The following is a 21485-nucleotide window of genomic DNA, read 5'->3' as shown; positions in this document are numbered from 1 at the left end:
CGGGCGTACGGAAGCCGCGGCATATGATCGGCGGCATGGCGTTGCGACCTGTTCAGGTGAATTTCAAGGCCCGGGACGACGCGGCACTCGGCCGGTTCTGGGCGGAGGCGCTCGGCTGGGGCGTCTCCAGCGAGGGCCCCGGCGTGACCAACCTCGAGCCCGAGGGCTTCGTCTGGCCGGATCCCGACGCCTTCTACGTCGACCTCGTCACCGTCCCCGACCCCGAGACGGTGAAGTACCGCGTGCACCTCGACCTGGCCTCCACCTCCGCCGCCCACCAGGCCGAGCTGGTCGCGCGCCTGACGGAGCTCGGTGCCACGCCTGCCGACGTGGGCCAGGGCGAGGTTCCGTGGAAGGTCATGGCCGACCCCGAGGGCAACGTGTTCTGCGTGCTGGAGCCCCGGCCGAGGTACCAGGACACCGGGCCGATCGCCGCGGTGGTGGTCGACTGCGCCGATCCGCGGGCCATGGCCCGGTTCTGGGACCAGGCGCTGGACTGGACCCTGCACGAGGTCACCGACGACCACGCGCTGCTGCGTTCGGCGAAGGGGTCCGGCCCGTACCTGGAGTTCCTCCGCACGACCGGCGCGACGGCCGTGCCGAGCCGCGTCCATCTCGACCTGCTGCCGCATCCCGTCGAGGCCCAGGAGGCGGAGGTCGCCCGGCTGCTGGCCCTGGGTGCCACCACCGCCGACGTCGGCCAGGGCGACGTGCCGTGGAAGGTGCTGGCCGACCCCGAGGGCAACGAGTTCTGCGTGCTCGGACGCGGCTGACCCCGCCGCGCTGTGTGAGCCGGATCACCCGGGCCTGGCTAAACTGCCGCCATGACCACGGAGTCGTCCCCCCTCACCATCGCCCAGCTCGCCGAGCTGGCCGGAGTCTCCACCGCGACGGTCTCCAAGGTCGTGAACGGCCGCTCCGAGGTCTCCTCGGAAACCCGCGCCGCCGTCGAGGAGCTCATCCGCCGGCACGGCTACCGCCGCCAGCGCCGCCGCTCCGCCCCCACCACCCTGATCGAGCTCGTCTTCCACGCCCTCGAAGGCGACTACCCCGTCGAGATCACCAAGGGCGTCGCCGACGTCGCCCGCCGGCACGACCTCACCGTCGGCATCTCCGACCTGCACCGCGACCACACCACCGCCGACGCCTGGCTCGACGGCGTCCTGCGCCGCCGCCCCAGCGGCGTCATCGCCGTCTTCTCCGGCCTCACCGAGGCCCAGCACCAGCAGCTCACCCAGCGCGAGATCCCGCTCGTCCTGCTCGACCCGGCCGACGCCCCCGCCCGCGCCATCCCCTCCGTCGGCGCCGGCAACTGGAACGGCGGCCTCACCGCCACCCGCCACCTCCTCGAACTCGGCCACCGCCGCATCGCCATCATCACCGGCCCCGACTCCGCCCTGTCCAGCCGCGCCCGCCTCGACGGCTACCGCACCGCCCTCGACCTGGCCGGCCTGCCCGCCGACCCCCAGCTCGCCGGGTGCGGCGACTTCCTCATCGAGGGCGCCCTCACCGAAGCACACCGCCTGCTGCGCCTGCCCGACCCGCCCACCGCCGTCTTCGCCACCAACGACGGCCAGGCCATCGGCGTCTACCACGCCGCCCACCAGCTCGGCCTGCGCATCCCCGACGATCTCAGCGTCATCGGCTTCGACGACATGCCGTCGGTGAGATGGGCGATCCCCCCGCTGACCACCATCCGCCAGCCCCTCACCGACATGGCCGCCGCCGCCACCACGATGCTCCTGACCCTCGCCCAGGGCGAGCCGCTGCCGCAGAACCGCGTCGAGCTGGCCACCGAACTCGTCATCCGCGAGAGCACCGCACCACCCAAACCCTCCCGTGCCTGAGCCGAGGCGGGCGCCCGCCTCCGGTGCACGCCTCCTCCAGCGGCCTGGTCCTGCTCGCGCACGCCCCCGCCGAGCTGCGGGAACGCATGCTGCGCAGGCCGCGGCAGGCGTACACGACGGACACGATCACCGACGCGAAGGCCCTGCGCACGGCGCTCGCCGAAGTGCGGCGCAACGGGTACGCCTTCTGCCCCGGCCACATCCATCCCGACGCCACCGGCATCTCCGTGCCCGTCCGGGTGGCCGGGCAGGTGGTGGCCGCGCTCGGCCTGGTGGTGCCCAACGACGAGCACGCCTGGCCCCTGGTCCGCCCGCTGCAACTCACCGGCCTGGCCGTGGAGCGTGCCCTGGGCGGCCGGCCGGGACGGCCGGAGGCGGAGGCCGGCGATCCGGAGCGACCTCGATGATCGGGTTTGTCGGTGGCGCGATCTATCGTCCCGGCCATGACTTCTGCGACGCAGGCGTACACGTACGCCGCGCCCTCCTCCCTCGTCGCCGGCCGGCTCGGGCTGGCGACCTCCGGCGGCCGTGCCCTGTCCGGCCCCGCCGTGGCCCCCCGGTTCTTCAGCGGCGTGGTGACCCAGGCGGCCCCCGCCGCGGCGAGCCTGCTCGGCGTCGCCGACGTGGCGCTGGCCCGCTACCACCAGCCGCAGTCGCGGCCCGGCTGGGTGCGGGACCCGGTGGTGACGTGCAACGGCGACCGGTTGCGGTTCGAATCGTTCTCGGCCTGCGGCGGCGTGTACGCCCGGCTCGACCTGCTGAACGGCGCGCTCGACGGCGAGGTGTTCGACCGGGGCACCACCAACGTCGACGTGAACGCCCCGCTCAGGGAGGCGCTGGCGCGCATCGGCCCGCGCGACCCGTTGCACCTCGGGGTGGGCCTCGACGAGCTGGTCGTGACCACGATGGACGGCGCGGTGGTGGAGAAGAAGGTGCCGCTGCCCGAGCGCTGGTTACGCGGGTTCGCCGAGGTGCAGGTCATCGCCTCGGGCATGGACCAGCGCGGCGAGCTGGCCGGCATGGCGGCGGTGCGGTTCCTGCGCGGGCTGCCCAGGAGGGGCACGGTCTGGGTGACGCAGGCGGGCCGTGAGCTGAAGGTCTCCGACCGCCCGGTTCCCGGCGCGGTCCAGCTCGCCGCCCCCAACCGGCTCGGCACGCTCCTGCCGCTGCTGCGCTTCGCCACGTCCCTCCGGGTGTACGGCCCGAACGACGCCGCCTCCAGCGCCTGGGAGCTGGAGCTGCCGGGCATGCGCTACACGCTCACCCTCTCGCCCGAGCGCTGGCGCGGCTTCTCCGGCGAGGGCGCGGTGCTCGACGACCTGTCCACCGATGAGGCCGAGGACGACGCCGACGTGGTGGGCATGCTGCTCAACTTCGAGCCCGAGGTCGAGATCAGCCTGCTGGCCGCCCGCGCGGGCATCTCCGCCGACCGCGTACGCGCCGCGCTGACGCGGCTCGGCGTCGCCGGCCGGGTCGGCTACGACCTGTCGGAGGCCGCCCACTTCCACCGCGAGCTGCCCTACGACAAGGACCACGTGATCCTGCTCAACCCGCGGCTGGCCAGGGCGCGCAAGCTCGTCGAGGCGGGCGCCGTGCGCCTCGAAGGAGAGTCGGCCACCGTCCGCACCTCGGGCGGCGAGCGCCGCGTCTCGCTGGCCGACGGCTCCTGCACCTGCGAGTGGTGGTGGGACCATCGCGGCTCCCGCGGGCCGTGCAAGCACGTGCTGGCCGCCAGGATCGTCGCCCGCGCCGCCGTGGAGGTCTCCCGATGACGCTCTGGACGGAGATCTGCGACCTGGTCACCCGCAAGCAGGTCGCCCGCCTGGCCGACCGGCTCGTCACGCTCACCGAGGAGGAACGCGCCGAGCTGGGCGGGCGGCTGCCCGGCCTGGTCAAGGAGCTGCGCAGGGCCCGCACCGAGCAGGTACGCGCCCGGCACCCCGAGGACTTCGAGGAGCTTGCCTCCTGGGAGGTCGGCGACCTGCTCGACGAGCTGGCCGGCGGGCTGCTGCTGGCCGGGGTCGGCGTGATCACCGGCCCGGCGGCGGCCGTGACGTGGATGACCAGCCGCGACGTCAACCGCCGCTGGGCCAGGGACCCCAACGTCGGCCTGGTGTGCCGGGTGGCGGCCGCCCGTCCCCTGGAGTGGCGGCGCGAGGTCGCGGTCCGGCTGGCCCAGCGGATACGCCGTCCCGCCGACCGCATCGCGCCGCTGGCCGTGGCGCTGCTGCGGGAGTCCGGCGCGGTGCCGCCGGACCACGACCCGCTGGTGGCCGCGTGGCTGGCCGCGCCGAGCGTGCCGGGTGACCCGCTGACCCCCGTGCTGCTGCCCCGGGTCTTCACCGCCGACGGCGCGGGCCGCGCCCTCCGCGAGGAACGGCTGGAGCCCCGCCCGACGCGCTGGCTGGCCGCCGCCGCCCGCGACCTGCCCAGGGAGCAGGTGCTCGACGGTTGCGTGAGCCGTTTCCTGCGCGGCGGCGAGCCGCAGGACCTGCGGTTCTTCGTCCGGCTGCACACGCTGCTCGACCCCACGCCCGCGGAGTCCGCTCCCCGCGTGCGCGACTACCTGCGGTTGTTGCCGTCGGCCCCGGGCACGGTCGCCGAGCTGGCCGCCGGGCAGGTGCGCGCGGCGATGCCCCTCGACCACGCCGATCTGGTCGAGGCCGTGGACGCGCTCACCTTCCGGGAGGAGGCCAAGTTCGCCGCCACGGGCCTGCGCTGGCTCGACCAGGCGATCCGGGCCACGCCCGAATCGGCCGCCGACTTCGTGACCGCGCTGACCACGGCGTACGCGCACAAGTCGTTCGACGTGCGCAACCGCGCGGCCGAGCTGACCCTGAAGCACGCCGCCCTGTTCGACGGGCACGCCGAGGCGATCCTCGACGGCGCCGGCCACCTTCCCGCCGACCTGGGCGCGAAGCTGGCCGGGCGGTTCGGCGGTGCGGTCCCGGCCGGGGAGCTGCTGGAGCGGAAGGAGTTCCCGCCGCTGCCCGAGGTGCCGGAGGCGCGGCCGTTCCCCGAGCCGTCGATCTTCCCCGGCTACCACGAGCACTGGGTCGGCCACGAACGCTGGCTGGCGGCCTTCGTCGCCGGGATCGCCGAGGACCGGGCGGGGCTGAGCGGTAAGCTCAGGCGCCACGTCGAGGAGCACCAGGGCCACTGGCGCTCCAGGGACGTGCTCCTGCACCCCGCCGATTGGCAGTCGGCGCTGTCCGCCGAGCTCGTCACCCCCGGCAGCGTGCCGGAGCCACCGCCGATCGAGCCGGAGAAGTTCTGGGACGGCGCGAGCCACTCCGTCCAGGTGCGCGAACTCACCCGTGGCGAGGAGCCTGCCCCGGAGGAGCCCCTGCGGTTCACGATGGGCCGCTTCGGCTTCCACCGGCCCGGCCGCTACCTCGACGACGACGCCCCGCTGCGTGCCTTCTTCATCACCTGGACCAGCGACGACGGCCCGGAAGCGGCGGTGGCCCGCGAGGGCGACCGGCAGATCCCCTTCTCCGGGGGCCGGATCCACCTGAACGGCTCCCCCGCCGACGGCGCCGAGAGGATCTACGACGACTGGCTGCCGGGCCACCCCCATCCGGTGCGGTCGAAGCCCGGCGTCCTGTACGACGACTCGGGCGAGGCCATGCCGTCCCACGTCCTCGACGACGTCTACGAGCACCTGGCCGAGCTCGGCGTGGACCCCGCCCGGGTCGCGGCGATGCGGGCCGGGGAGCCGGTGCCCCCGCCGGGCCCGGACGAGCCGCTCGTGCAGGTGACCGTCGTGTTCATCCCGTCCCGGCTGCGTTCCTACCTGCCCGAGCCGCTGCCCGAGCACGAGGAGTGGCGGCGGCGCAACCGGCTGCCGCGCCCCGGCGGGGTCGCCCCGCTCCACGACTTCCTGCTGCACCGCTACGTGGAACTCGCCGCGGCCCTGCGCGACGGCACCCTGCCGCCGGTGCTGCTGGCCACGCCGACCTGGATGAGCGGCCACCTCGACCCCGACGTGCTGGTCGACCGGCTGGAGACCTGCGCCGCCGCCGAAGTGGAGCCGCCCCCGGCCGACCTGGCGCAGGCGCTGCTGCGGCTGCCCAGGGGCCGGCACCCGGCCGCGGCCGACCGGGCCGCCAAGGTCGACTCGGAGGCGGCCCGCTCGGCGGCCCGCTGGCTCGCCGGTGACGGCCTGGCCGACCCCGGGTGCGGCCTCGTGTGGCGGCACATGGCGGGCGGGTCCATGGTCGACTTCGGCGACGCGGAGCCGGAACACTTCACCGAGGTCAGACTGCAGCCGGAGCTGCGGGTGACGGCCCCGACCGGCCATCGGCTGATCGACGAGGTGCTGCTGCGCCAGCCCGACGGCTGGAGGTCCGACGAGTCCGGCGGCACGCTCGGGGCGTGGCCCGCCATGCTGCCCTCGCACCGTGAGGTCGTGGCCGTCAACCTGCTGCCCTTCCTGCTGTACGGCCACTGGGGCGCGGGGCTGACTCCGGCGGAGATCGCCGGCCTGGAGCTCGCCCAGGGGCCGATGGGCGAGTCCACGGCGGTGATCCTGGCCTTCCTCCTGGCCGACAGCGTGGCCGGCGTGATCCCGCTGGTCCTGCGCCTGGCCGCCAGGGGCGAGCTGCCCGCCGAGGCGATCGGCCGCCAGCTCGCGCTGGTGCTGCGCCGTACCTGGAAGGAGACCCGTCCCGCCGTCGCGGCCCTGACCGAGCTGGCGGACGCCGGTGGGCACCACGAGGTGTGGCGCATCCTGCGCACCCTGCTGCCGGCGATGTTGCCTGGCGAGGGGCGGCGCATCACCGTGACCCACGCCGACCTGGTCGCCTTCGCCGCCGACGTGGCCCGCTGGACCGGCGCGCGCGGGGAGATCCCGGTCGTCGGCGAGTTCGCGCGCAGCCGCCGGAAGATCCGCTTCGTCCACGAGTGCAGGCGCCTCCACGCCCAGCTCACCGGAGCCCCGTCATGAGCCGGTCGCGCCGTGACGCGGGTGGGTCAGCCGGCCAGCGCGAAGCCCGCCGCCGCCTCCGCGTGCAGCCGGGCGCTCGGCAGCACCGGGACGGCGGTGTCCTTCTCGCCGAGCAGCAGCTCGATCTCCGTGCAGCCGAGGATGACGCCTTCCGCGCCGTCGTCCGCGAGCTCGGCGACGATCCGGGCGTACGCGTCCCTGGACGCTTCGCTGATCACGCCGCGCACCAGCTCGTCGAAGATCACGCGGTGGACCAGTTCGCGCTGCTCACGCCGCGGGACGACCACGTCGAAGCCGTGGGCGGCCAGCCGGTCCCGGTAGAAGGGCTGCTCCATGGTGAAGCGCGTGCCCAGCAGCCCGACCTTGCGCATCCCCCTGGCGCGGACCTCCGCGCCCACGACGTCGGCGATGTGCAGCACGGGCACGCTCGCGGTCCGCGCCACGTCGTCGCTCACCCGGCTGAAGGTGTTGCTGCAGATGAGCAGGACGCCGGCGCCGAGCTCCTCCAGTTTCCTGCCCGCGCCGGTCAGCAGCGCGCTCACCTCGTCCCAGCGGTCGGCGAAGATGAGGTTCTCGACGGTCGTGTAGTCGATCGACCAGATGAGGCTGTTGGCTGAGTGGCTGCCGCCGAGCCGCTCGCGTACCCGCTGGTTGATGATCTGGTAGTAGATCACCGTCGACTCCCAGCTCAAGCCGCCGATGAGGCCTATCGCGCGCATGGAACTCCGTTTCACTGGTTGGTGCCGGCCAGCGCCCGGGCGCAGGCGCTGAGCCCGATCTCGCTGGAGGCCTTGACGAACACCACGTCTCCCGGCTCGACCAGGCCGGTGGCCAGGCTGATGGCTCCGGCCACGTCCTCGACGGTGTGGACGGCCACGCCCTGGCCCGGGGAGCGTGCCGCCTCCGCCGTCGCGAGCGGATCCCCGGCTCCGACCGCGATCAGCACGTCGAAACGGAGATCTGCGACGAGGCGGCCGATCTCCGCGTGCCGGGCGCGGGAGGCGTCCGCCTGCTGTCCCATCGCGCCGAGCACGGCGACGGTACGGCGGTCGCCGGCCAGGGCCTTGGCCGCCCGCAGCCCGGCGCGCATGGATTCGGGGTTGGCGTTGTAGGCGTCGTTGACGACGGTGACGCCGTCGGGCCGTTCGACGATCTCCAGGCGGCCCGCCGAGCGGCGCCGTGCGGAGTTCAGCCCCGCGGCGATCCCGGCGGCGTCCAGGCCGAGCACGGTGGCGACAGCGGCCGCGCCGAGGGCGTTGCCCACCTGGTGCTCGCCGATGAGGCCGAGCTCGACCGGGGCGCGGCCGGAGGGCGTCACCAGCTCGAACGCCGGTCGTGCCCGGCCGTCCATCCGCACGTTCTCGGCCCGCACCACCGCCTCCGGGGACCTGCCGTACAGCAGGACGGACGCCCTGGTGCGGCCGGCCATGCCCCTGACGTACGGGTCGTCGGCGTTGAGCAGGGCGAACCCGTCCGCGGGAAGCGCCTCGACCAGCTCGCCCTTGGCCTCGGCCACGGCGGCCCGGCCGCCTCCCATCCGCTCCGCGTGCGCGGTGCCGACGTTGAGCACCAGCCCGGCCAGGGGCGGTGCCAGGCCGGTCAGGTACGTCAGGTCGCCCTTCCTGCCCGCGCCCATCTCCAGCACCAGGTACCGCGTGGCGGCGTCGGCCCGCAGCACGGTGAGGGGCAGCCCGAGCTCGTTGTTGAACGAGCGGTCGGTGGCGACCGTCGGCCCGTGCGGTTCGAGCACCTGGGCCAGCAGGTCCTTGGTCGTGGTCTTGCCGACGGAGCCGGTCAGGCCGATCACGGCCGGGCTGATGCGTTCGAGCAGGTGCCTGGCCAGCAGGCCGAGCGCGAGCTGGACGTCCTTGACGACGAGGGCAGGCACGCCGACTGGCCGCGAGGCCAGCACGGCGGCGGCGCCGCCCGCGACCGCGGCCGCCGCGAAGTCGTGGCCGTCGACGTTGGCGCCGGCGGTGGCGGCGAACAGCCCGCCGGGCACCACCTCGCGGGAGTCGACCGCCGAGGGCGCCGTCACCGGCGTCCCCGGGTCGGGTACGTCGTGCAGGCCGGCGTCGAGCAGGCGCGCGATCTCGGCCAGCGTCATGGGGATCACGAGCCGCTCCTGGCGAACGCCAGGTCGATGAGGCGGCGCAGCAGGTCAGGGTACGGGACCCCGCTCGCCGCCCAGGCCCTGGCGTAGACGGAACGGGAGGTGAAGCCGGGCATGGTGTTGATCTCTCCCACGTACAGGCGTCCGGTGTCGTGCTCGTAGAGGAAGTCGACGCGGGCCAGGCCGTAGCCGCCGATGGCCCGGAAGGCGCGCAGGGACAGCTCCCGCACCTCCTCGGCCACCCGCTCCGGCAGCTCGGCGGGGATGGTGGCGATCTCGGCCCGGCTGAGGTACTTGGCCTCGTAGTCGAGCCACTCGCCGGGCACGATCAGCTCGCCCGGCACCGAGACGTCCGGCGTGTCGTAGCCGCCGAGCACGCCGCAGATGAGCTCGCGCGCGGCCACGCCCTGCTCGACGACGACCACCCGGTCGTGGGCCAGCGCCAGGTCCACGCCCGCGCGCAGCTCGTCCATGGAGGTGACGCGGGAGATGCCGATGGAGGAGCCCATGTTGGCCGGCTTGACGTACATCGGCCAGGCGAGCGGCTTCACCAGGCCCCAGGGGTCGGTGGCGGTGCGCCAGTCGTGCTCGGTGAACCACACGTGCGGGGTGACGGGGATGTCCTCCGCGAGGAACGCGCGCCGCATGGCGACCTTGTCCATCGCCACGGCCGAGGCCAGCACGCCGCAGCCCACGTACGGGATGCCCAGCGTCTCCAGGTGTCCCTGGACGACGCCGTCCTCGCCGAACGGGCCGTGCAGCACGGGGAAGACCACGTCCACCAGGTCGCGCCGCAGCTCCACCGGCCACCTGCCCTGCCGGTCGATGATCACGGGGACCGGCTCGTACAGATCCCTGGGCAGGGCGTCCAGCACGGCCTGCGCCGACTGCAGCGACACCTCGTGCTCGGCGGAGGGCCCGCCCGCCAGCACGGCCACGCGCGAGCGTTCAGTCACGATCAATAGAGCCTTCCTCAGTGGCGGGGTGACGGCCCGATCCACTCTGGGGCGGCGGTGTCCCCGGCTCGTCAGCGTCATGTCATGGTTGTGTCACGGCCGCGCCCCGTGCTATTTGTTTACGGAACCGTATCGTTAATTAATGATGAGGTGCCTCCATGGAAGCCGACGTCCTCGTGGCGGGGGCCGGGCCGGTCGGCCTGGCGCTGGCCATCGCCCTCCTGCAGCACGGCGTCCGGGTGCGGGTGGTCGACAAGGCTCCCGGCCCGGCCACCACCTCGCGGGCCAACTTCGTGCACGCGCGCGGCTCCGAGGTGCTCGACCGGCTGGACGCGCTCACCGGCCTGCCCGAGGAGTCCGTCCGGGCGATGACGATCACCACCTACGCCGGCGACCGCCCGATGATGCGCATCCGGTTCGGCGACCCCGGCCTGAACACCGCCGCTCCCCCGCTGGTGATCTCCCAGGCCCGCGTCGAGGCGCGGCTGCGCGAACGCCTGGCCGAGCTGGGCGGGCAGCCCGAATGGGGCTCCGCCGTGGTGGCCGCCGACCAGGACGCCTCCGGGGTCACCGCCGTGCTGGGCGACGGCCGTACCGTGCGGGCGGGCTGGCTCGTCGGCTGCGACGGGACCGGCAGCACGGTACGCAAGCTGGCCGGCATCGCCTTCCCCGGCGTCAAGGTCAGCGAACGGTTCCTGCTCGTGGACGCCCGCCTCGACACCACCCTCGACCGCTCCGGCACCAGCGGCTGGGTCCACCCGGACGGCATGCTGGGCGCGATGCCGATGCCCGGCGGCCAGTGGCGGCTGCTCGCCTACGACCCCGCCTTCCGCGAGGACAAGCCGAGCGAGGAGCAGATCGTCGAGCGCATGCGCCGCATCCTGCCGGCGCGTACCGGGCTCGGCGGCATCCGGCTGCTGGACGCGTCCTGGGCGTCGCTGTTCAGCGTGCACCGCCGCCTGGCCGACGCCTACCGGCGCGGCCGGATCCTGCTGGCCGGGGACGCCGCGCACGTGCACGCGCCGTTCGGCGGGCAGGGCATGCTCACCGGGCTCGGCGACGCCGAGAACCTGGCCTGGAAGCTGGCGCTCGTGATCGGCGGCCTGGCGGGCGAGCGGCTGCTGGACACCTACCAGGCCGAACGCCGGCCGCTGGCCACCCAGGTCCTGCGCGGCAGCACCGCCACCACCAAGGTCAACATCGCCTCCGGGCCCGTCGGCCGGTTCCTGCGCGACCGCGTCATGGTGCCGGCGTTCAACCTGCCCGTGGTGCAGCGCTGGACCACGTACACCACCTCCCAGCTCTGGGTCAGCTACCGGCGCGGCCCGCTCGGCGGACGCGGCGGCCGGCCACGGCCGGGCGACCGCGTCCCCGACGTGGCCTGCGAACGCACCGACGGCACCCGCACCCGGCTGCACGCCGAGCTGCGCGGCCGCTGGGCGGCCGTCGGCGACGGCGCCCTGTTCGAGGCCGCCCGGCGGCGCCTCGGCGACCGCGTCGTCCACCTCCGCCCGGTGGAGGCGCTGCCCGCTATGCTCGTACGCCCGGACGCCCACCTGGCCTGCAAGGGCGACCCCACCCGCTGGCTGGACGGAGCCCTCGCTTGACCGACCGCCGAGGACGCGGACGCCCCCGCGACCCCGAGACCGACGCCGCCATCCTGCGCGCCGCGCTGGAGCTGTTCATCGAGCGCGGCGTCGAGGGCACCAGCATGGAGCAGATCGCCAAGCGGGCCGGCGTCGGCAAGCTCACCGTCTACCGCCGCTGGAGCACCAAGGAGGACCTGATCGCCCAGGCCGTCGAGCAGACGGTCAGCGCCGACCTGGTCCCCTCCCCCGGCGACGTCCAGGCGCTCGACCCCCACGAGATCATCGAAGGCGGCCTGAAGACGGCGGCGGAGACGACCGCGAGCCCGGCCTTCCGCGCGCTGGTCGCCCGGATGATGGGCTCGGCCGTCAGCCATCCGCAGCTCATGGCCGTCTACTGGAAGCACCACATCCTGCCGCGCCGCGACCTGGCCGCCGCCATGCTGCGCCGCGCCCAGCAGGACGGCACGGTGGCGGCGGACGCCGACCTCGACGTGCTCATCGACATGATGGCCGGAGCCGTCACCTGGCGCGTGCTCCAGCCCGACCCGCCGGACGCCGCCGGGATGCTCGACTACCTGAAGAGCGTCTACCGCCAGATCGGGCTGTACCGATCCTGACCTTCAGCCGGACACGTCCTTGAGCGCTTCGCCGTCCGATCGGCCGCACTCCCCGGTCCCGCGCCGGGCCGCCGTGACCGCGCGGGCCGCCACCTCGGCGGAGGTCGTCCAGAACCGCACCTCCAGGGGCTCGTCCAGCTCCGGGAGCAGCAACCGGCCGCTGCAGGCAGGCCCGCCCTCGGGCGGTCGTCAGGGGGCCTGGCGGATAACTGCCCGGTGGCCGCCTGAGCCGGTCGGAGCCGGGGTCAGTGCTGGTCGGCGTAGTGCCGCGCGAGCAGGTCCACGCCCCAGTCGTTGCGCACGTCGCGCCAGACGGAGTGGATGTGGTTGGCCTCGTCCTGGGTGTTGTCGTACTCCAGCAGGAACGTGGGCCCGGCGACGCAGTAGTAGTGCCCCTGCCCGCGCTGGTCGGACCCCATCCAGGCGAACGTCACCCGGTCGAGTCCGGCTTCGAGCGCGTGCTGCCAGCAGGTCTCGCCGTACCAGCCGGGGGCGCGGTCGAAGTAGCGGCGGACGAGCCGCTCGAGCAGGTCCCTGGACGACGCCGTCATGTCGCCGTAGGGCAGCCCGCGGGAGATGCGGTCGAGGTCGGCGACGGGATCGTTGCGGGTGAGCACGTCGTCCGGGGCCACCTCGCCGGTGATCGCGATCGACCGCAGGCGCGGGCCGAGGTCGGCGAGCAGGGCCCGGCCCAGTTCCTCCTCCTCGGCGAGCAGCCGCAGGCCCCGCTGCGGTCCCGACAGCACCAGGGCCGGCTCGGCGCCCAGGAAGCTCGGCGTGACGGCGATCGAGTCGCCCACGACCGTGATGTGCACCGCGAGGTGGTGACCGTTGACCCGCCACGCCCACGGCTGCGGCCCTCCCGGCTCGCCGAACACCCGGAACCAGTAACGGTCGCCGTCGATCTCGTCGACGCCGGTCACCAGTCGGCGCCGGACGCGCTCCAGCTCGATGACGCCTCTCGCGACGCGCGCCCCGGCCAGGCCGCAGCCGAGGTCGAGCAGAACCAGCGCCAGCTCCTGCTGCCCCGTGGTCATCTCGACCAGCGGCAGCCCCGGACGCGGACCGGGCAGGTAGGACCACTCGGTGCGCTCCGGCGAGCCGAACGCCGCCGTGGCCGCGGCGCGCCGCTCGGTGTCGAGCGAGGCGAGGAAGCGCAGCACCGCCTGGCGCATCTCCTGGACATCGTGCGTACTCATGCGGGGTTCCTTAAATGGAGATCAGAACATCGGGGCCCTGACGCCTCGAAACCGCAACATACTGCACTTTAACGACAGGTGGCGTGGTCCTTGCTGTGGCGCGCGCCTGCCACAATGGCACCGTACGTCGCATACCTAGCTCTTCTCTCGCGAAGCTGTAGCAGCCTCTCCCCCACAGAAAGCCTCACGATGAGCAACGATCGCTCCGACGTCACCGCGAGGATCAAGCCCGAGATCCCGCACGCCGCCCGCATCTGGAACTACTGGATGGGCGGCAAGGACAACTTCGCCGCCGACCGGGCCGCGGGGGACGCCGTGGCCGAGGTCTACCCGGAGATCGTCCAGATGGCCGTGCAGTCGCGCGGGTTCCTCATCCGGGCGGTGCGCCACCTCGTCGCCGGGGCCGGGATCTCCCAGTTCCTCGACATCGGCACCGGGCTGCCGACGATGCAGAACACCCACGAGGTCGCCCAGGCGCTCGACCCCACCGCGCGCATCGTCTACGTCGACAACGACCCGCTGGTGCTCGTGCACGCCCGCGCGCTGCTCAGGAACACCTCCCCCGAGGGCGTGACCGCCTACGTGGACGGCGACTACCACCAGCCCGAGCAGATCATCTCCGAGGCCCGCAAGGTCCTCGACTTCACGCAGCCGATCGCCGTGATGTTCATGGGCGTTCTCGGCTACGTGGAAGACCTGCACGTGATGCGGTCCATCATCGACAGGGTCATGGAGGCCGTGCCGTCCGGCAGCGCCATGGTGCTGTGGGACGGCACGGCGACGGGTGAGGCGGTCGCCGAGGGCAGCGACAAGCTGGCCGAGAGCGGGGCCGTCCCGTACTACCTGCGCTCGCTGGAGGAGCTGGCCGAGTGCTTCGACGGGCTCGACCTGGTGGAGCCCGGGCTGGCGCCGATCACGCGGTGGCGGCCGGAGGACGAGGGAGAGGCCCCGTTCATCGACGCGCACGGCGGCGTCGCCTTCAAGCCGTGACCGGCCGCGCGGTCAGGTTTTCTCACGGTCGGCGGCCGGGGCGAACCGTCCGGGTCACCCCCACGTCGCGCGCTTGAGAATCGTCGCCAGGCCCGGGGTGTCCCAGACGTCCACGACCACGATCCCGGCCTCGCGCAGGTGCCAGACCCGCTCGGTGAAGGCCGACACCTTCTTGCCCTTGTCGTTCCTGCAGTGCGCGGCCCAGGCCCGGTACTGGGCCTGGTGGCCGCGCCCGGCCGGGCGCGTGGCGGCCACGGCCGGCTTGTGCGTGGGGAAGGACCACCACAGCTTGTCGTCGGCGGGGCAGGGAACCACGCCGGTGCTCGGGTGCCAGGGTCTCTTGCCGGTGTACGGCGACAGCTCGTGGCCGGTCCTGATCGCCTTCGGCCCGTACAGCTCGAACGAGTCGCACTCCACGTACGACCCCTTCTCCGGGCAGGTCCCCGTCACCACCTGCACGGTGGGACCGTCGCCGGTGGAATGGCGGTACACCTTCCAGCCGGACGGGATCTTCAGCTGCATGCCCCTGAAGGACACCGTCTTGGTCGTGTCGGCCGCGGCGGCCGGGACGGTCGCCGCGGCTCCGACGCCGCCGATCACGATGCCGGCGGCGACCAGGCGCTTGATCTTTTTCATCCCCATGGCTCGTTAGACACCTGGTCGCGTAGAACGGTTCTCTCCCGCGCCGGTCCGCGCCTCGCGCAGCAGCCGCGTGTCGCCGAACATGTCGTCCTGGGCGTGCTGAGCGCCGTACGACGCCCGAGGGCGCCCGGCGCTACGCCGAGCACTTCGACGGCGCCGTACTGCCCGAGCTGCGCCCGCCTGAGACGCCATCGTTCGAGATCCCCGCCGGAATCTCACGCGGGCCCCCGGCTCCCGAGAGGACTGCGGGCCAGCTTCGCGATCATGGCCCGCGCCTGTTTCCCGCCGAACTTCGACTCCGGCCAGCCCTCGGGATGATCGGAGAAGGTGTAGATCACGATCGCCCGGCCCTGCCGCGCCACCGTGCCGGCCATACCGGAGGCGACGAAGAAGCCCTTCACCAGGAACGCCTCGTCGCCGATGCGCGCCGGCCTCGTGGCGTGGATGAACGTGTGGCCGCCGCCCGCGTCCCGGGCGGCGCAGCGGCGCAGTTGCGCGCGCAGGCCCTGCACGGCCGCTCGGGCGGCACTCGCGTCCCGGTAGACGATCAGCTGCTCGGAGTGGGTGTCGTCCCATTCGACGCTGTCGCCGGTGATGGTGCGCGCCGCCCGGCGGCCCGGGTCGGTGCTCTGCTTCGTGGCGCAGGGATCGACCAGGAACGGCACGTCACGGCGGTCGGTGGTGGTCCAGGTCGCCCGGCCGAGCCGTTCGGCGGCCTTCTGCCTGGCGGCCTTGCCCTCGTACAGGAGGAATCCGCCGGGGATGCGCGAAGCGGCGGGCTGCCGGTCGGAGGTGGCGTGCGCGGGGACGGCGCCCAGCACGCCGATGAGCGTGGTCGCAGCCAGGGGCACCGCGACGGCACGCCGGAGGACGGCTCCCCGTTGAACGGCCCGCCGGAGGGCGGCTTCCTGGAGGACGGCTCGCCTGGATGGCGGAGGTGTGGTGTTCATCTGCATCCCCGTTCGCGACGACGGCGTGTCCTTGGGAGATGAGATGCCCACGGCCGGTGATTCGTTCAGCCTCCGGCCGGTGGGTCGCGCTCAGCGGGCCGGGTGGAGGCGGACGCAGCAGTGTTCGGGGGCGGGCTCCAGGCGGGCGGTGACGTCCGTCGCGGCGAGGCCTTCGAGGAGGCCGGAGACGAGGCACAGGTTCATGCCGCAGACCAGTTCGGTGTGCCGCTGGGCCAGGTTGTGGAAGGGGCAGTTGACGAGGGCGATGGTGTCGCCGGCGGCGCGGGGCTCGAAGCCGAGTGCCTCCAGGGCCTCCATGAGCCCGGTGCGGGCGTTGCGGCCGAGCTCTCGCCCCAGCTCGCGGGCGCGCCGGTCGAGCACCGTGCGGGGCGGCTCGCCCGAGGCGTGCGCTTCCTGGAGGGCGTCGGCGAGCAGGTGGGCGGCGGTTTCGTAGCGCCGGTCGGGCAGGGAGACGGCGATCTGCCCCGGCGCGCGCCGGTAGAGCTTGGCCGGGCGGCCGGCGCCGGGGCCGGTACGGCCGGTGCGGCGCTGGTAGACGGCTTCGAGCAGCCCTTCGGCCACCAGCTTGTCCAGGTGGAAGGAGACGGTGTTGCGGGGGGCCTGCACGGCGTCGGCGGCCTCGTCGCGGCCCACCGGCGCGGCCTGCCTGACCACGAACTCGTACAGGCGGCGCCGGGTCGGCTCGTCCAGCGCCGCGACGGCGGAGACGTGTGCCGGCCATGCCCCATCGACCTCGCCCATTCTAAAACCCACTTCTGTTGACTGAATTGCCGCACTCCTTCTAATGTTAACGAAACTCGTCAATAGAAGAAGGGTCCCCGTGGCATGAGTGAGTCCGTTGCGCAGCCGGCCAGTGATGCGTCCCCCGACCACCAGCACAGACGCCTGCGGGTGGTGCGCGGACAGGACGGTGTGGACCTCGCGGCCGCGCAACGGGCGGTGGCCGACCTGCTGACCGCGCTGGGCCGGGACGCGACGTCGGAGCACCTGGCCGACACGCCGAGACGGGTCGCGCACGCCTACGCGGAGTTGCTGGCGCCGCGCGAGTTCAACCTGACGACCTTTCCCAACGAGGAGGGGTACGACGAACTCGTCCTGGCGCGCGACATCCCCGTGCAGTCGTTGTGCGAGCACCACCTGCTGCCCTTCCAGGGCGTGGCACACGTGGGCTACCTGCCGGGTGACCGCATCCTGGGGCTGTCGAAGCTGGCCCGCGTCGTCGAGCTGTTCGCCCGCGACCTGCAGGTGCAGGAACGGTTGACCAAGCAGGTGGCCGGCTGGCTGCAGGAGCACCTGGCGCCCAAGGGCGTCGGCGTGGTCATCGAGGCCGAGCACCTGTGCATGTCGATGCGCGGCGTGCAGGCCCGCGGGTCCCGTACGGTGACCTCGGCCCTGCAGGGGCTGCTTCGCGAGGATCCGCGCTCCCGGCAGGAGTTCTTCGCGCTGTCCGGGGTCCACGCCTAGCCACTCCGTACGGACGGCCCGGCCGGCCCAGTGGGCCGGCCGGGCCGCCTCGTCAGTCGGCGAGCTTCGCGCTGAAGCGCGACTCGGCCGCGTCGAACTCGATCACGCGTACGCGTACCGTGGCGCCGGTCACGGCACCACCACCGCGGACGAGCCCTCGCACACCAGAGTCGGACTCGACGAAGAGCCCGAACGGCTTCGCGAACGTGACGACGACCTCGATCTCGTCACCGGCGTTCAGGAGGGTTCCGGTCATGCGGCTCACCCCCTCTCCATGCTCAGGGTGAGTCGGGCAGCGGCGCGCACGCGGCCCCAGGTTCCTTCCGTCGCGGGGCGGCGCGGGCTCCGGGCTCTGCCGGACATCACATGGCAGATCATACAGGCGGAGCCGCCGATCCGGCTTTTGCCATAGGAATCCCCTATGCCATCCGCTGACATTTCGTCTTTGCCTCTCGTTCTTTTCCCGGCATACCGTTGATCCGCGGCGAAGCGCATTCCCGCGATTATTCGAGACCGGAAGGAATTGCGGCATGTCTGAAATTCGAGAACTCAAGGGAAAGCGAGCCCTGGTCACCGGTGGTTCCCGCGGGATCGGGGCGGCCGTCGTGCGCCGGCTCCTGGACGCGGGCGCCGAGGTGCTGGCCACCGCCAGGTCGACCGCGTACCCGGCGCCGGAGGGGGCCGCGTTCGTGACGGCCGACATCCGTACGCAGGAAGGGACGCGGGCGCTGGCCGCCGCCGTGCGGGAGACGCTCGGCGGGGTGGACATCCTGGTCCACAACGCGGGCGGCGCGCAGGCCGGGCAGGGTGCGATGACGATCCCCGACGAGGACTGGCAGGACGTGCTGGAGCTGAACCTCCTGGCGGCGGTACGGCTGAACTCCCTGCTGGCGCCCGGGATGCGGGACCAGGGATCGGGCGCCATCGTGCACATCTCCACGGCCGCGCTGCTCCCGCCGGTGCCGGTGTTCGCGCACTACCAGGCGGCGAAGGCGGGGCTGGAGAGCTACAGCCGGGCCCTGGCCGCGGAGCTGGCCCCGTCCGGGGTCAGGGTCAACGCCCTGGGTCCCGGCAGGACCGCCACCCCCGGCGGCGAGGAGACGCGCAGGCGGTGGGCGAGCGGCGAGGGCGGAGCGGGCGCGGCCGCCGCTCCCCCGCTCGGGCGCGACGGCCGGCCCGGCGACATCGCCGACGCGGTGCTGTTCCTCGTGTCCGACCGGGCGAGCTGGATCACCGGAACCTATTTCTCCGTGGACGGCGGCGAATACCCCAGGAACTGAGCTTCTACAAAAAGAGAATTGAGGAATCACAGCATGGATGAATACAGCGGCAAGAATGTGGTGGTCACCGGTGGCGGCAGCGGCATCGGGCTGGCGATCGCGCGATTCCTGGCCGGCGGCGGCGCCCGCGTGGCGATCACCGGCCGTTCCCAGGAGCCGCTCGACGCCGCGCGGGAGCAGCTCGGCGAGGGCGCGGTGGCCTTCCGCGGCGACGTGTCCTCGCTCTCCGACCTGGACGCCCTGGCCGACCGGGTGAAGACCGAGCTCGGCACGATCGACGCGCTGTTCGTCAACGCGGGCATCACCGCCCTGACGCCCTTCGAGTCGACGACCGAGGCGATGTACGACGAGCTGTTCGCGACGAACGTCAAGGGCGCCTTCTTCACCGTGCAGAAGCTCGCCCCGCTGCTGAGCACGGGCGCCGGCGTCGTCCTCACCACCTCGGTCGCCGGCACCGTCGGCATGCTGGACACCAGCGTCTACGCGGCCGGCAAGGCGGCGCTGCGCTCCATGGCGCGCAGCTTCTCCCGCGAGCTGCTTCCGCGCCAGATCCGCGTCAACGCGATCAGCCCCGGCCCGATCGACACGGGGGTCCTGGAGCGCATCATGACGAGGGAGGCCGCCGAGGAGTTCAAGGCGGAGCGGGTCGCGGACAATCCCATGCGGCGTTTCGGCACCCTCGACGAGATCGCGACCGCGGCCGCGTTCCTGGCCTTCGACGCGACCTACACCGCGGGCGTCGAGCTCGCCGTGGACGGCGGGGTCACCCAGCTCTGACCGCCCCCAGCGCACCGCTCCACGGCTGTCCGCCGGCGTACGGCTCGGCCGAGGGGCGGAGGGAGGCGGAGCCGTCCCAGGTCTCCTGGCGCAGGAGGTCGAGCAGGGCCGTCGCCGCCGGGCCGGCGCCGGACTGGACGACGGCGATGACGGGCTGGGACACGGCCGGGAACACCGGCCGGGCAAGATGCTCGTAGCCGAGGGGCACCGCGGAGGCGGGGACGAGCGTCACTCCCAGGCCGTGCGCGGCCCACCGCACGGCCGTGGCCGTCTGGGACACGCGGGCGACCGTGGCCGGGGTCAGCCCGTGGTCCCGCGACACCTGCAGCAGCACGCCGTCGAGTGCGCTGTCACGGTCGAACCTGACCCAGGGCTCCCCCTCCAGGTCGCGCAGCTCGACCCGGTCCGCGGCGAGCTGCCGGTGCCCGGCGCCCAGCACCGCGACGAACTCCTCCTCGCCGAGGCGGTGGGCGTTCGCGGGGCTGCGCTCGCACGCCGCCATCAGGGCGAGGCCCAGCGCACCCTTGCGGCACAGCCGATCCAGCTCAGGGGAGCTCGACTCCTCGAAGACGGTGACCTCCAGGCGCGGGAAGCGGCGCCGCAGCGCGCTCAGCGCACCCGGCAGCTGCCGCGTGCCGAAGCCCAGCTGCGCCGCGACGACCAGCTCTCCCACCAGGTCGTCCGCGCCCGCGCGCGCCGTCGCCCGCGCCCGCCGCGCCGCGTTCACCGCGACCTCCGCCTCCTTGAGGAACGCCCGGCCGACCGCGGTGGGCACCAGCCCGGCCGCCGTCCGGGCGAACAGCGTGACGCCGAGGTCGCGTTCCAGGTTGCGGATCTGCTGCGACATCGACGGCTGGGCGACGCGCAACGACTCCGCCGCCGCCGTCACCGAGCCCTCCGCCGCGACCGCCAGGGCGTACTCGAACTGGCGAAGGCTCATCGGCTCCCGCCCCTCCCCGGGTGTTCCACCCCGTCGTCATCGTGTCCTGACCCCGCGTCAACACGTTCTCGTCCCGAACCCTTCCCGGAGGTGGCGCCGCCCTAAGGAGTCATGATCTCGCGCGGGGGGTGCAGGCCGGCGTCGAGCGGGACGCGGTCGCCGAGCGGGCGGCCCAGCTCGACCGTGTACGGCGTCGCCGGGTTGCCCATGCAGTTGTGGAAGTCGCCGGGGGCGCGTTCGACGCCGATGACCAGGCGTACGTCCCGGTCCGTCTCCTCCAGGCCGACCACCCGGATCCGCCCGGCGGCCGACTGCCCGCTGGCGCAGTCTCGTTCGGTCACCAGCAGGTGGAGGCTGTTGCCGGTGGCCGGCTTCGCCGGGTCGAGGGCGAGGTCGGCGACGCCCAGGTCGCCCAGGTCCCGCCGCAGGCTGCAGCCGCCGCGGCTGCGCAGGTGCCAGCTCGGGCGGCCGTCCGCGGCCGGCGGGCCGAAGCGCTCGATCACCAGGAAGTCGTGGGTGACCGTCGTGCTCCCGCGTTCTTCCGGCTCGTCGAACTCCTTCATGAGGGCGACGCGCTCGCCGGTCTCCTCGACGATGCGCCACTTGTCCAGGTCTTCGACCCGGCGGACCTCGTGCCCCTTGAGGGCGGCCCGGCCGTCGGGGCCGAGCCGCGTCGCCGGGCGGGCGGTGCTCATCACGTCCAGCGGGATCGGCCGGTCGTGGCAGGTGTAGGTCGGCTCGGCGGCGTCCGCCAGCGGCGTTCCGCAGCCGGAGACGAGGAGTAAGAGCGCGATGATTCGCTTCATGTCCTGGACGACGTGGTCATGCGCCGCCCGGTTCACGGGGCGGCGCATGGCCGGTGGGTTCCCGTCTTCGGTGACATCAGGCTCCGCGGTCACCGGTCATTCATCGTCCGGGACCCCCGGAGGCACCGGATCGGGAGGAACGGGGACGGGCCCGGAAGGTGCCTGCGCCACGGTGGTGGCCGCGTCGGCGGCTGGTGCCGCGGGCACAGCCGAAGTGAATATCAGGCTTGCCGCTACGAGTAGATGTCCCACCATCAGAGATCACCTCATGAGGTAGACGTTCGCCCGGACGATGCGGGCTGGCGGAGCACTGACCGGGGCGCCGGTGAAGCGCCCTCTGCTCTCC

Annotated in this window: 22 protein-coding genes; 11 read left to right on the top strand and 11 right to left on the bottom strand. The window is 73.3% G+C overall.

Going from position 1 to position 21485, the window contains the following annotated elements; genetic code table 11:
• The first annotated feature begins 35 nt into the window (after window positions 1-35).
• The 5 genes from HD593_RS22280 to HD593_RS22260 are packed head-to-tail and all read left to right on the top strand — an operon-like array spanning window position 36 to window position 6795.
• Entirely contained in the window at window positions 36-773 is a 738-nt protein-coding gene (locus HD593_RS22280; protein ID WP_185104065.1) for a VOC family protein, read from the top strand.
• A gap of 51 nt (window positions 774-824) precedes the next feature.
• The gene (locus tag HD593_RS22275; protein WP_185104064.1) at window positions 825-1847 is read left to right on the top strand and encodes a LacI family DNA-binding transcriptional regulator; all 1023 of its coding nucleotides are present in this window, start codon (window positions 825-827) and stop codon (window positions 1845-1847) included.
• A 23-nt stretch (window positions 1848-1870) separates the two neighbouring features.
• Window positions 1871-2254: an IclR family transcriptional regulator domain-containing protein gene (locus HD593_RS22270; RefSeq protein ID WP_312903616.1), complete on the top strand. Its 384-nt coding sequence runs from the start codon at window positions 1871-1873 to the stop codon at window positions 2252-2254.
• A gap of 36 nt (window positions 2255-2290) precedes the next feature.
• Window positions 2291-3619 carry an SWIM zinc finger family protein gene (locus HD593_RS22265; protein WP_185104063.1) on the top strand — a complete coding sequence of 443 codons (1329 nt, stop codon included), beginning with the start codon at window positions 2291-2293 and terminating at the stop codon, window positions 3617-3619.
• On the top strand, window positions 3616-6795 hold the full coding sequence (locus HD593_RS22260) for a hypothetical protein (protein WP_185104062.1): 3180 nt from the start codon (window positions 3616-3618) through the stop codon (window positions 6793-6795). Before HD593_RS22265 ends, HD593_RS22260 begins: the two co-directional genes overlap by 4 nt.
• A gap of 26 nt (window positions 6796-6821) precedes the next feature.
• On the opposite strand, the gene HD593_RS22255 is transcribed toward HD593_RS22260, so the two are convergent.
• The 3 genes from HD593_RS22255 to HD593_RS22245 are packed head-to-tail and all read right to left on the bottom strand — an operon-like array spanning window position 6822 to window position 9864.
• Entirely contained in the window at window positions 6822-7514 is a 693-nt protein-coding gene (locus HD593_RS22255; protein WP_185104061.1) for an aspartate/glutamate racemase family protein, read from the bottom strand.
• An 11-nt stretch (window positions 7515-7525) separates the two neighbouring features.
• A complete protein-coding gene (locus HD593_RS22250; protein WP_185104060.1) occupies window positions 7526-8911 on the bottom strand; it encodes a UDP-N-acetylmuramoyl-tripeptide--D-alanyl-D-alanine ligase in 1386 nt (461 codons plus the stop codon).
• Complete coding sequence (locus tag HD593_RS22245; protein ID WP_185104059.1) at window positions 8908-9864, bottom strand: D-alanine--D-alanine ligase family protein; 957 nt, start codon at window positions 9862-9864, stop codon at window positions 8908-8910. Before HD593_RS22245 ends, HD593_RS22250 begins: the two co-directional genes overlap by 4 nt.
• 158 nt (window positions 9865-10022) lie before the next feature.
• On the opposite strand from HD593_RS22245, the gene HD593_RS22240 reads away from it, so the two are divergent.
• Both HD593_RS22240 and HD593_RS22235 read left to right on the top strand, forming a co-directional pair.
• Window positions 10023-11471, top strand: coding sequence for an FAD-dependent oxidoreductase (locus tag HD593_RS22240; protein WP_185104058.1), 1449 nt, complete (start codon window positions 10023-10025; stop codon window positions 11469-11471).
• On the top strand, window positions 11468-12070 hold the full coding sequence (locus HD593_RS22235; RefSeq protein ID WP_185104057.1) for a TetR/AcrR family transcriptional regulator: 603 nt from the start codon (window positions 11468-11470) through the stop codon (window positions 12068-12070). Before HD593_RS22240 ends, HD593_RS22235 begins: the two co-directional genes overlap by 4 nt.
• 3 nt (window positions 12071-12073) lie before the next feature.
• On the opposite strand, the gene HD593_RS22230 is transcribed toward HD593_RS22235, so the two are convergent.
• Window positions 12074-12223: a hypothetical protein gene (locus tag HD593_RS22230; RefSeq protein ID WP_185104056.1), complete on the bottom strand. Its 150-nt coding sequence runs from the start codon at window positions 12221-12223 to the stop codon at window positions 12074-12076.
• A gap of 92 nt (window positions 12224-12315) precedes the next feature.
• Window positions 12316-13269: a DUF3500 domain-containing protein gene (locus tag HD593_RS22225; protein ID WP_185104055.1), complete on the bottom strand. Its 954-nt coding sequence runs from the start codon at window positions 13267-13269 to the stop codon at window positions 12316-12318.
• 189 nt (window positions 13270-13458) lie between these two features.
• Between HD593_RS22225 and HD593_RS22220 the strand changes: the two genes are divergently transcribed.
• A complete protein-coding gene (locus HD593_RS22220) occupies window positions 13459-14259 on the top strand; it encodes an SAM-dependent methyltransferase (protein WP_185104054.1) in 801 nt (266 codons plus the stop codon).
• Window positions 14260-14313: 54 nt separating this feature from the next.
• On the opposite strand, the gene HD593_RS22215 is transcribed toward HD593_RS22220, so the two are convergent.
• The 3 genes from HD593_RS22215 to HD593_RS22205 form a co-directional block, all read right to left on the bottom strand.
• On the bottom strand, window positions 14314-14895 hold the full coding sequence (locus HD593_RS22215; RefSeq protein ID WP_185104053.1) for a hypothetical protein: 582 nt from the start codon (window positions 14893-14895) through the stop codon (window positions 14314-14316).
• A gap of 221 nt (window positions 14896-15116) precedes the next feature.
• A complete protein-coding gene (locus HD593_RS22210) occupies window positions 15117-15752 on the bottom strand; it encodes a hypothetical protein (RefSeq protein WP_185104052.1) in 636 nt (211 codons plus the stop codon).
• A 189-nt stretch (window positions 15753-15941) separates the two neighbouring features.
• Window positions 15942-16613: a helix-turn-helix transcriptional regulator gene (locus HD593_RS22205; RefSeq protein ID WP_185104051.1), complete on the bottom strand. Its 672-nt coding sequence runs from the start codon at window positions 16611-16613 to the stop codon at window positions 15942-15944.
• Window positions 16614-16697: 84 nt separating this feature from the next.
• Between HD593_RS22205 and folE the strand changes: the two genes are divergently transcribed.
• Window positions 16698-17336, top strand: a complete 639-nt coding sequence (gene folE, locus HD593_RS22200) for a GTP cyclohydrolase I FolE (protein WP_185104050.1) — start codon at window positions 16698-16700, stop codon at window positions 17334-17336.
• A 52-nt stretch (window positions 17337-17388) separates the two neighbouring features.
• On the opposite strand, the gene HD593_RS22195 is transcribed toward folE, so the two are convergent.
• Window positions 17389-17592 (bottom strand): hypothetical protein, encoded by a 204-nt coding sequence (locus HD593_RS22195; RefSeq protein ID WP_185104049.1) that lies wholly within the window; start codon window positions 17590-17592, stop codon window positions 17389-17391.
• Between the two features lie 274 nt (window positions 17593-17866).
• On the opposite strand from HD593_RS22195, the gene HD593_RS22190 reads away from it, so the two are divergent.
• Together HD593_RS22190 and HD593_RS22185 are read left to right on the top strand one after the other, a co-directional pair.
• Window positions 17867-18616, top strand: a complete 750-nt coding sequence (locus HD593_RS22190; protein ID WP_185104048.1) for an oxidoreductase — start codon at window positions 17867-17869, stop codon at window positions 18614-18616.
• Between the two features lie 33 nt (window positions 18617-18649).
• A complete protein-coding gene (locus HD593_RS22185) occupies window positions 18650-19393 on the top strand; it encodes an SDR family oxidoreductase (RefSeq protein ID WP_185104047.1) in 744 nt (247 codons plus the stop codon).
• Here the strand turns inward: HD593_RS22185 and HD593_RS22180 are convergent.
• Both HD593_RS22180 and HD593_RS22175 read right to left on the bottom strand, forming a co-directional pair.
• Complete coding sequence (locus HD593_RS22180) at window positions 19380-20333, bottom strand: LysR family transcriptional regulator (RefSeq protein ID WP_185104046.1); 954 nt, start codon at window positions 20331-20333, stop codon at window positions 19380-19382. The two genes, HD593_RS22185 and HD593_RS22180, sit on opposite strands and share 14 nt — an antisense overlap.
• A gap of 101 nt (window positions 20334-20434) precedes the next feature.
• The gene (locus HD593_RS22175) at window positions 20435-21139 is read right to left on the bottom strand and encodes a hypothetical protein (protein ID WP_185104045.1); all 705 of its coding nucleotides are present in this window, start codon (window positions 21137-21139) and stop codon (window positions 20435-20437) included.
• Window positions 21140-21485: the final 346 nt, after the last annotated feature.

Origin of the sequence: Nonomuraea rubra, from assembly GCF_014207985.1 — a bacterium.
GTDB classification, from domain to species: Bacteria; Actinomycetota; Actinomycetes; order Streptosporangiales; family Streptosporangiaceae; genus Nonomuraea; species Nonomuraea rubra.
Note: the sequence above shows the minus strand (reverse complement) of the source record. Positions and strands in the feature narration are given on the sequence as shown.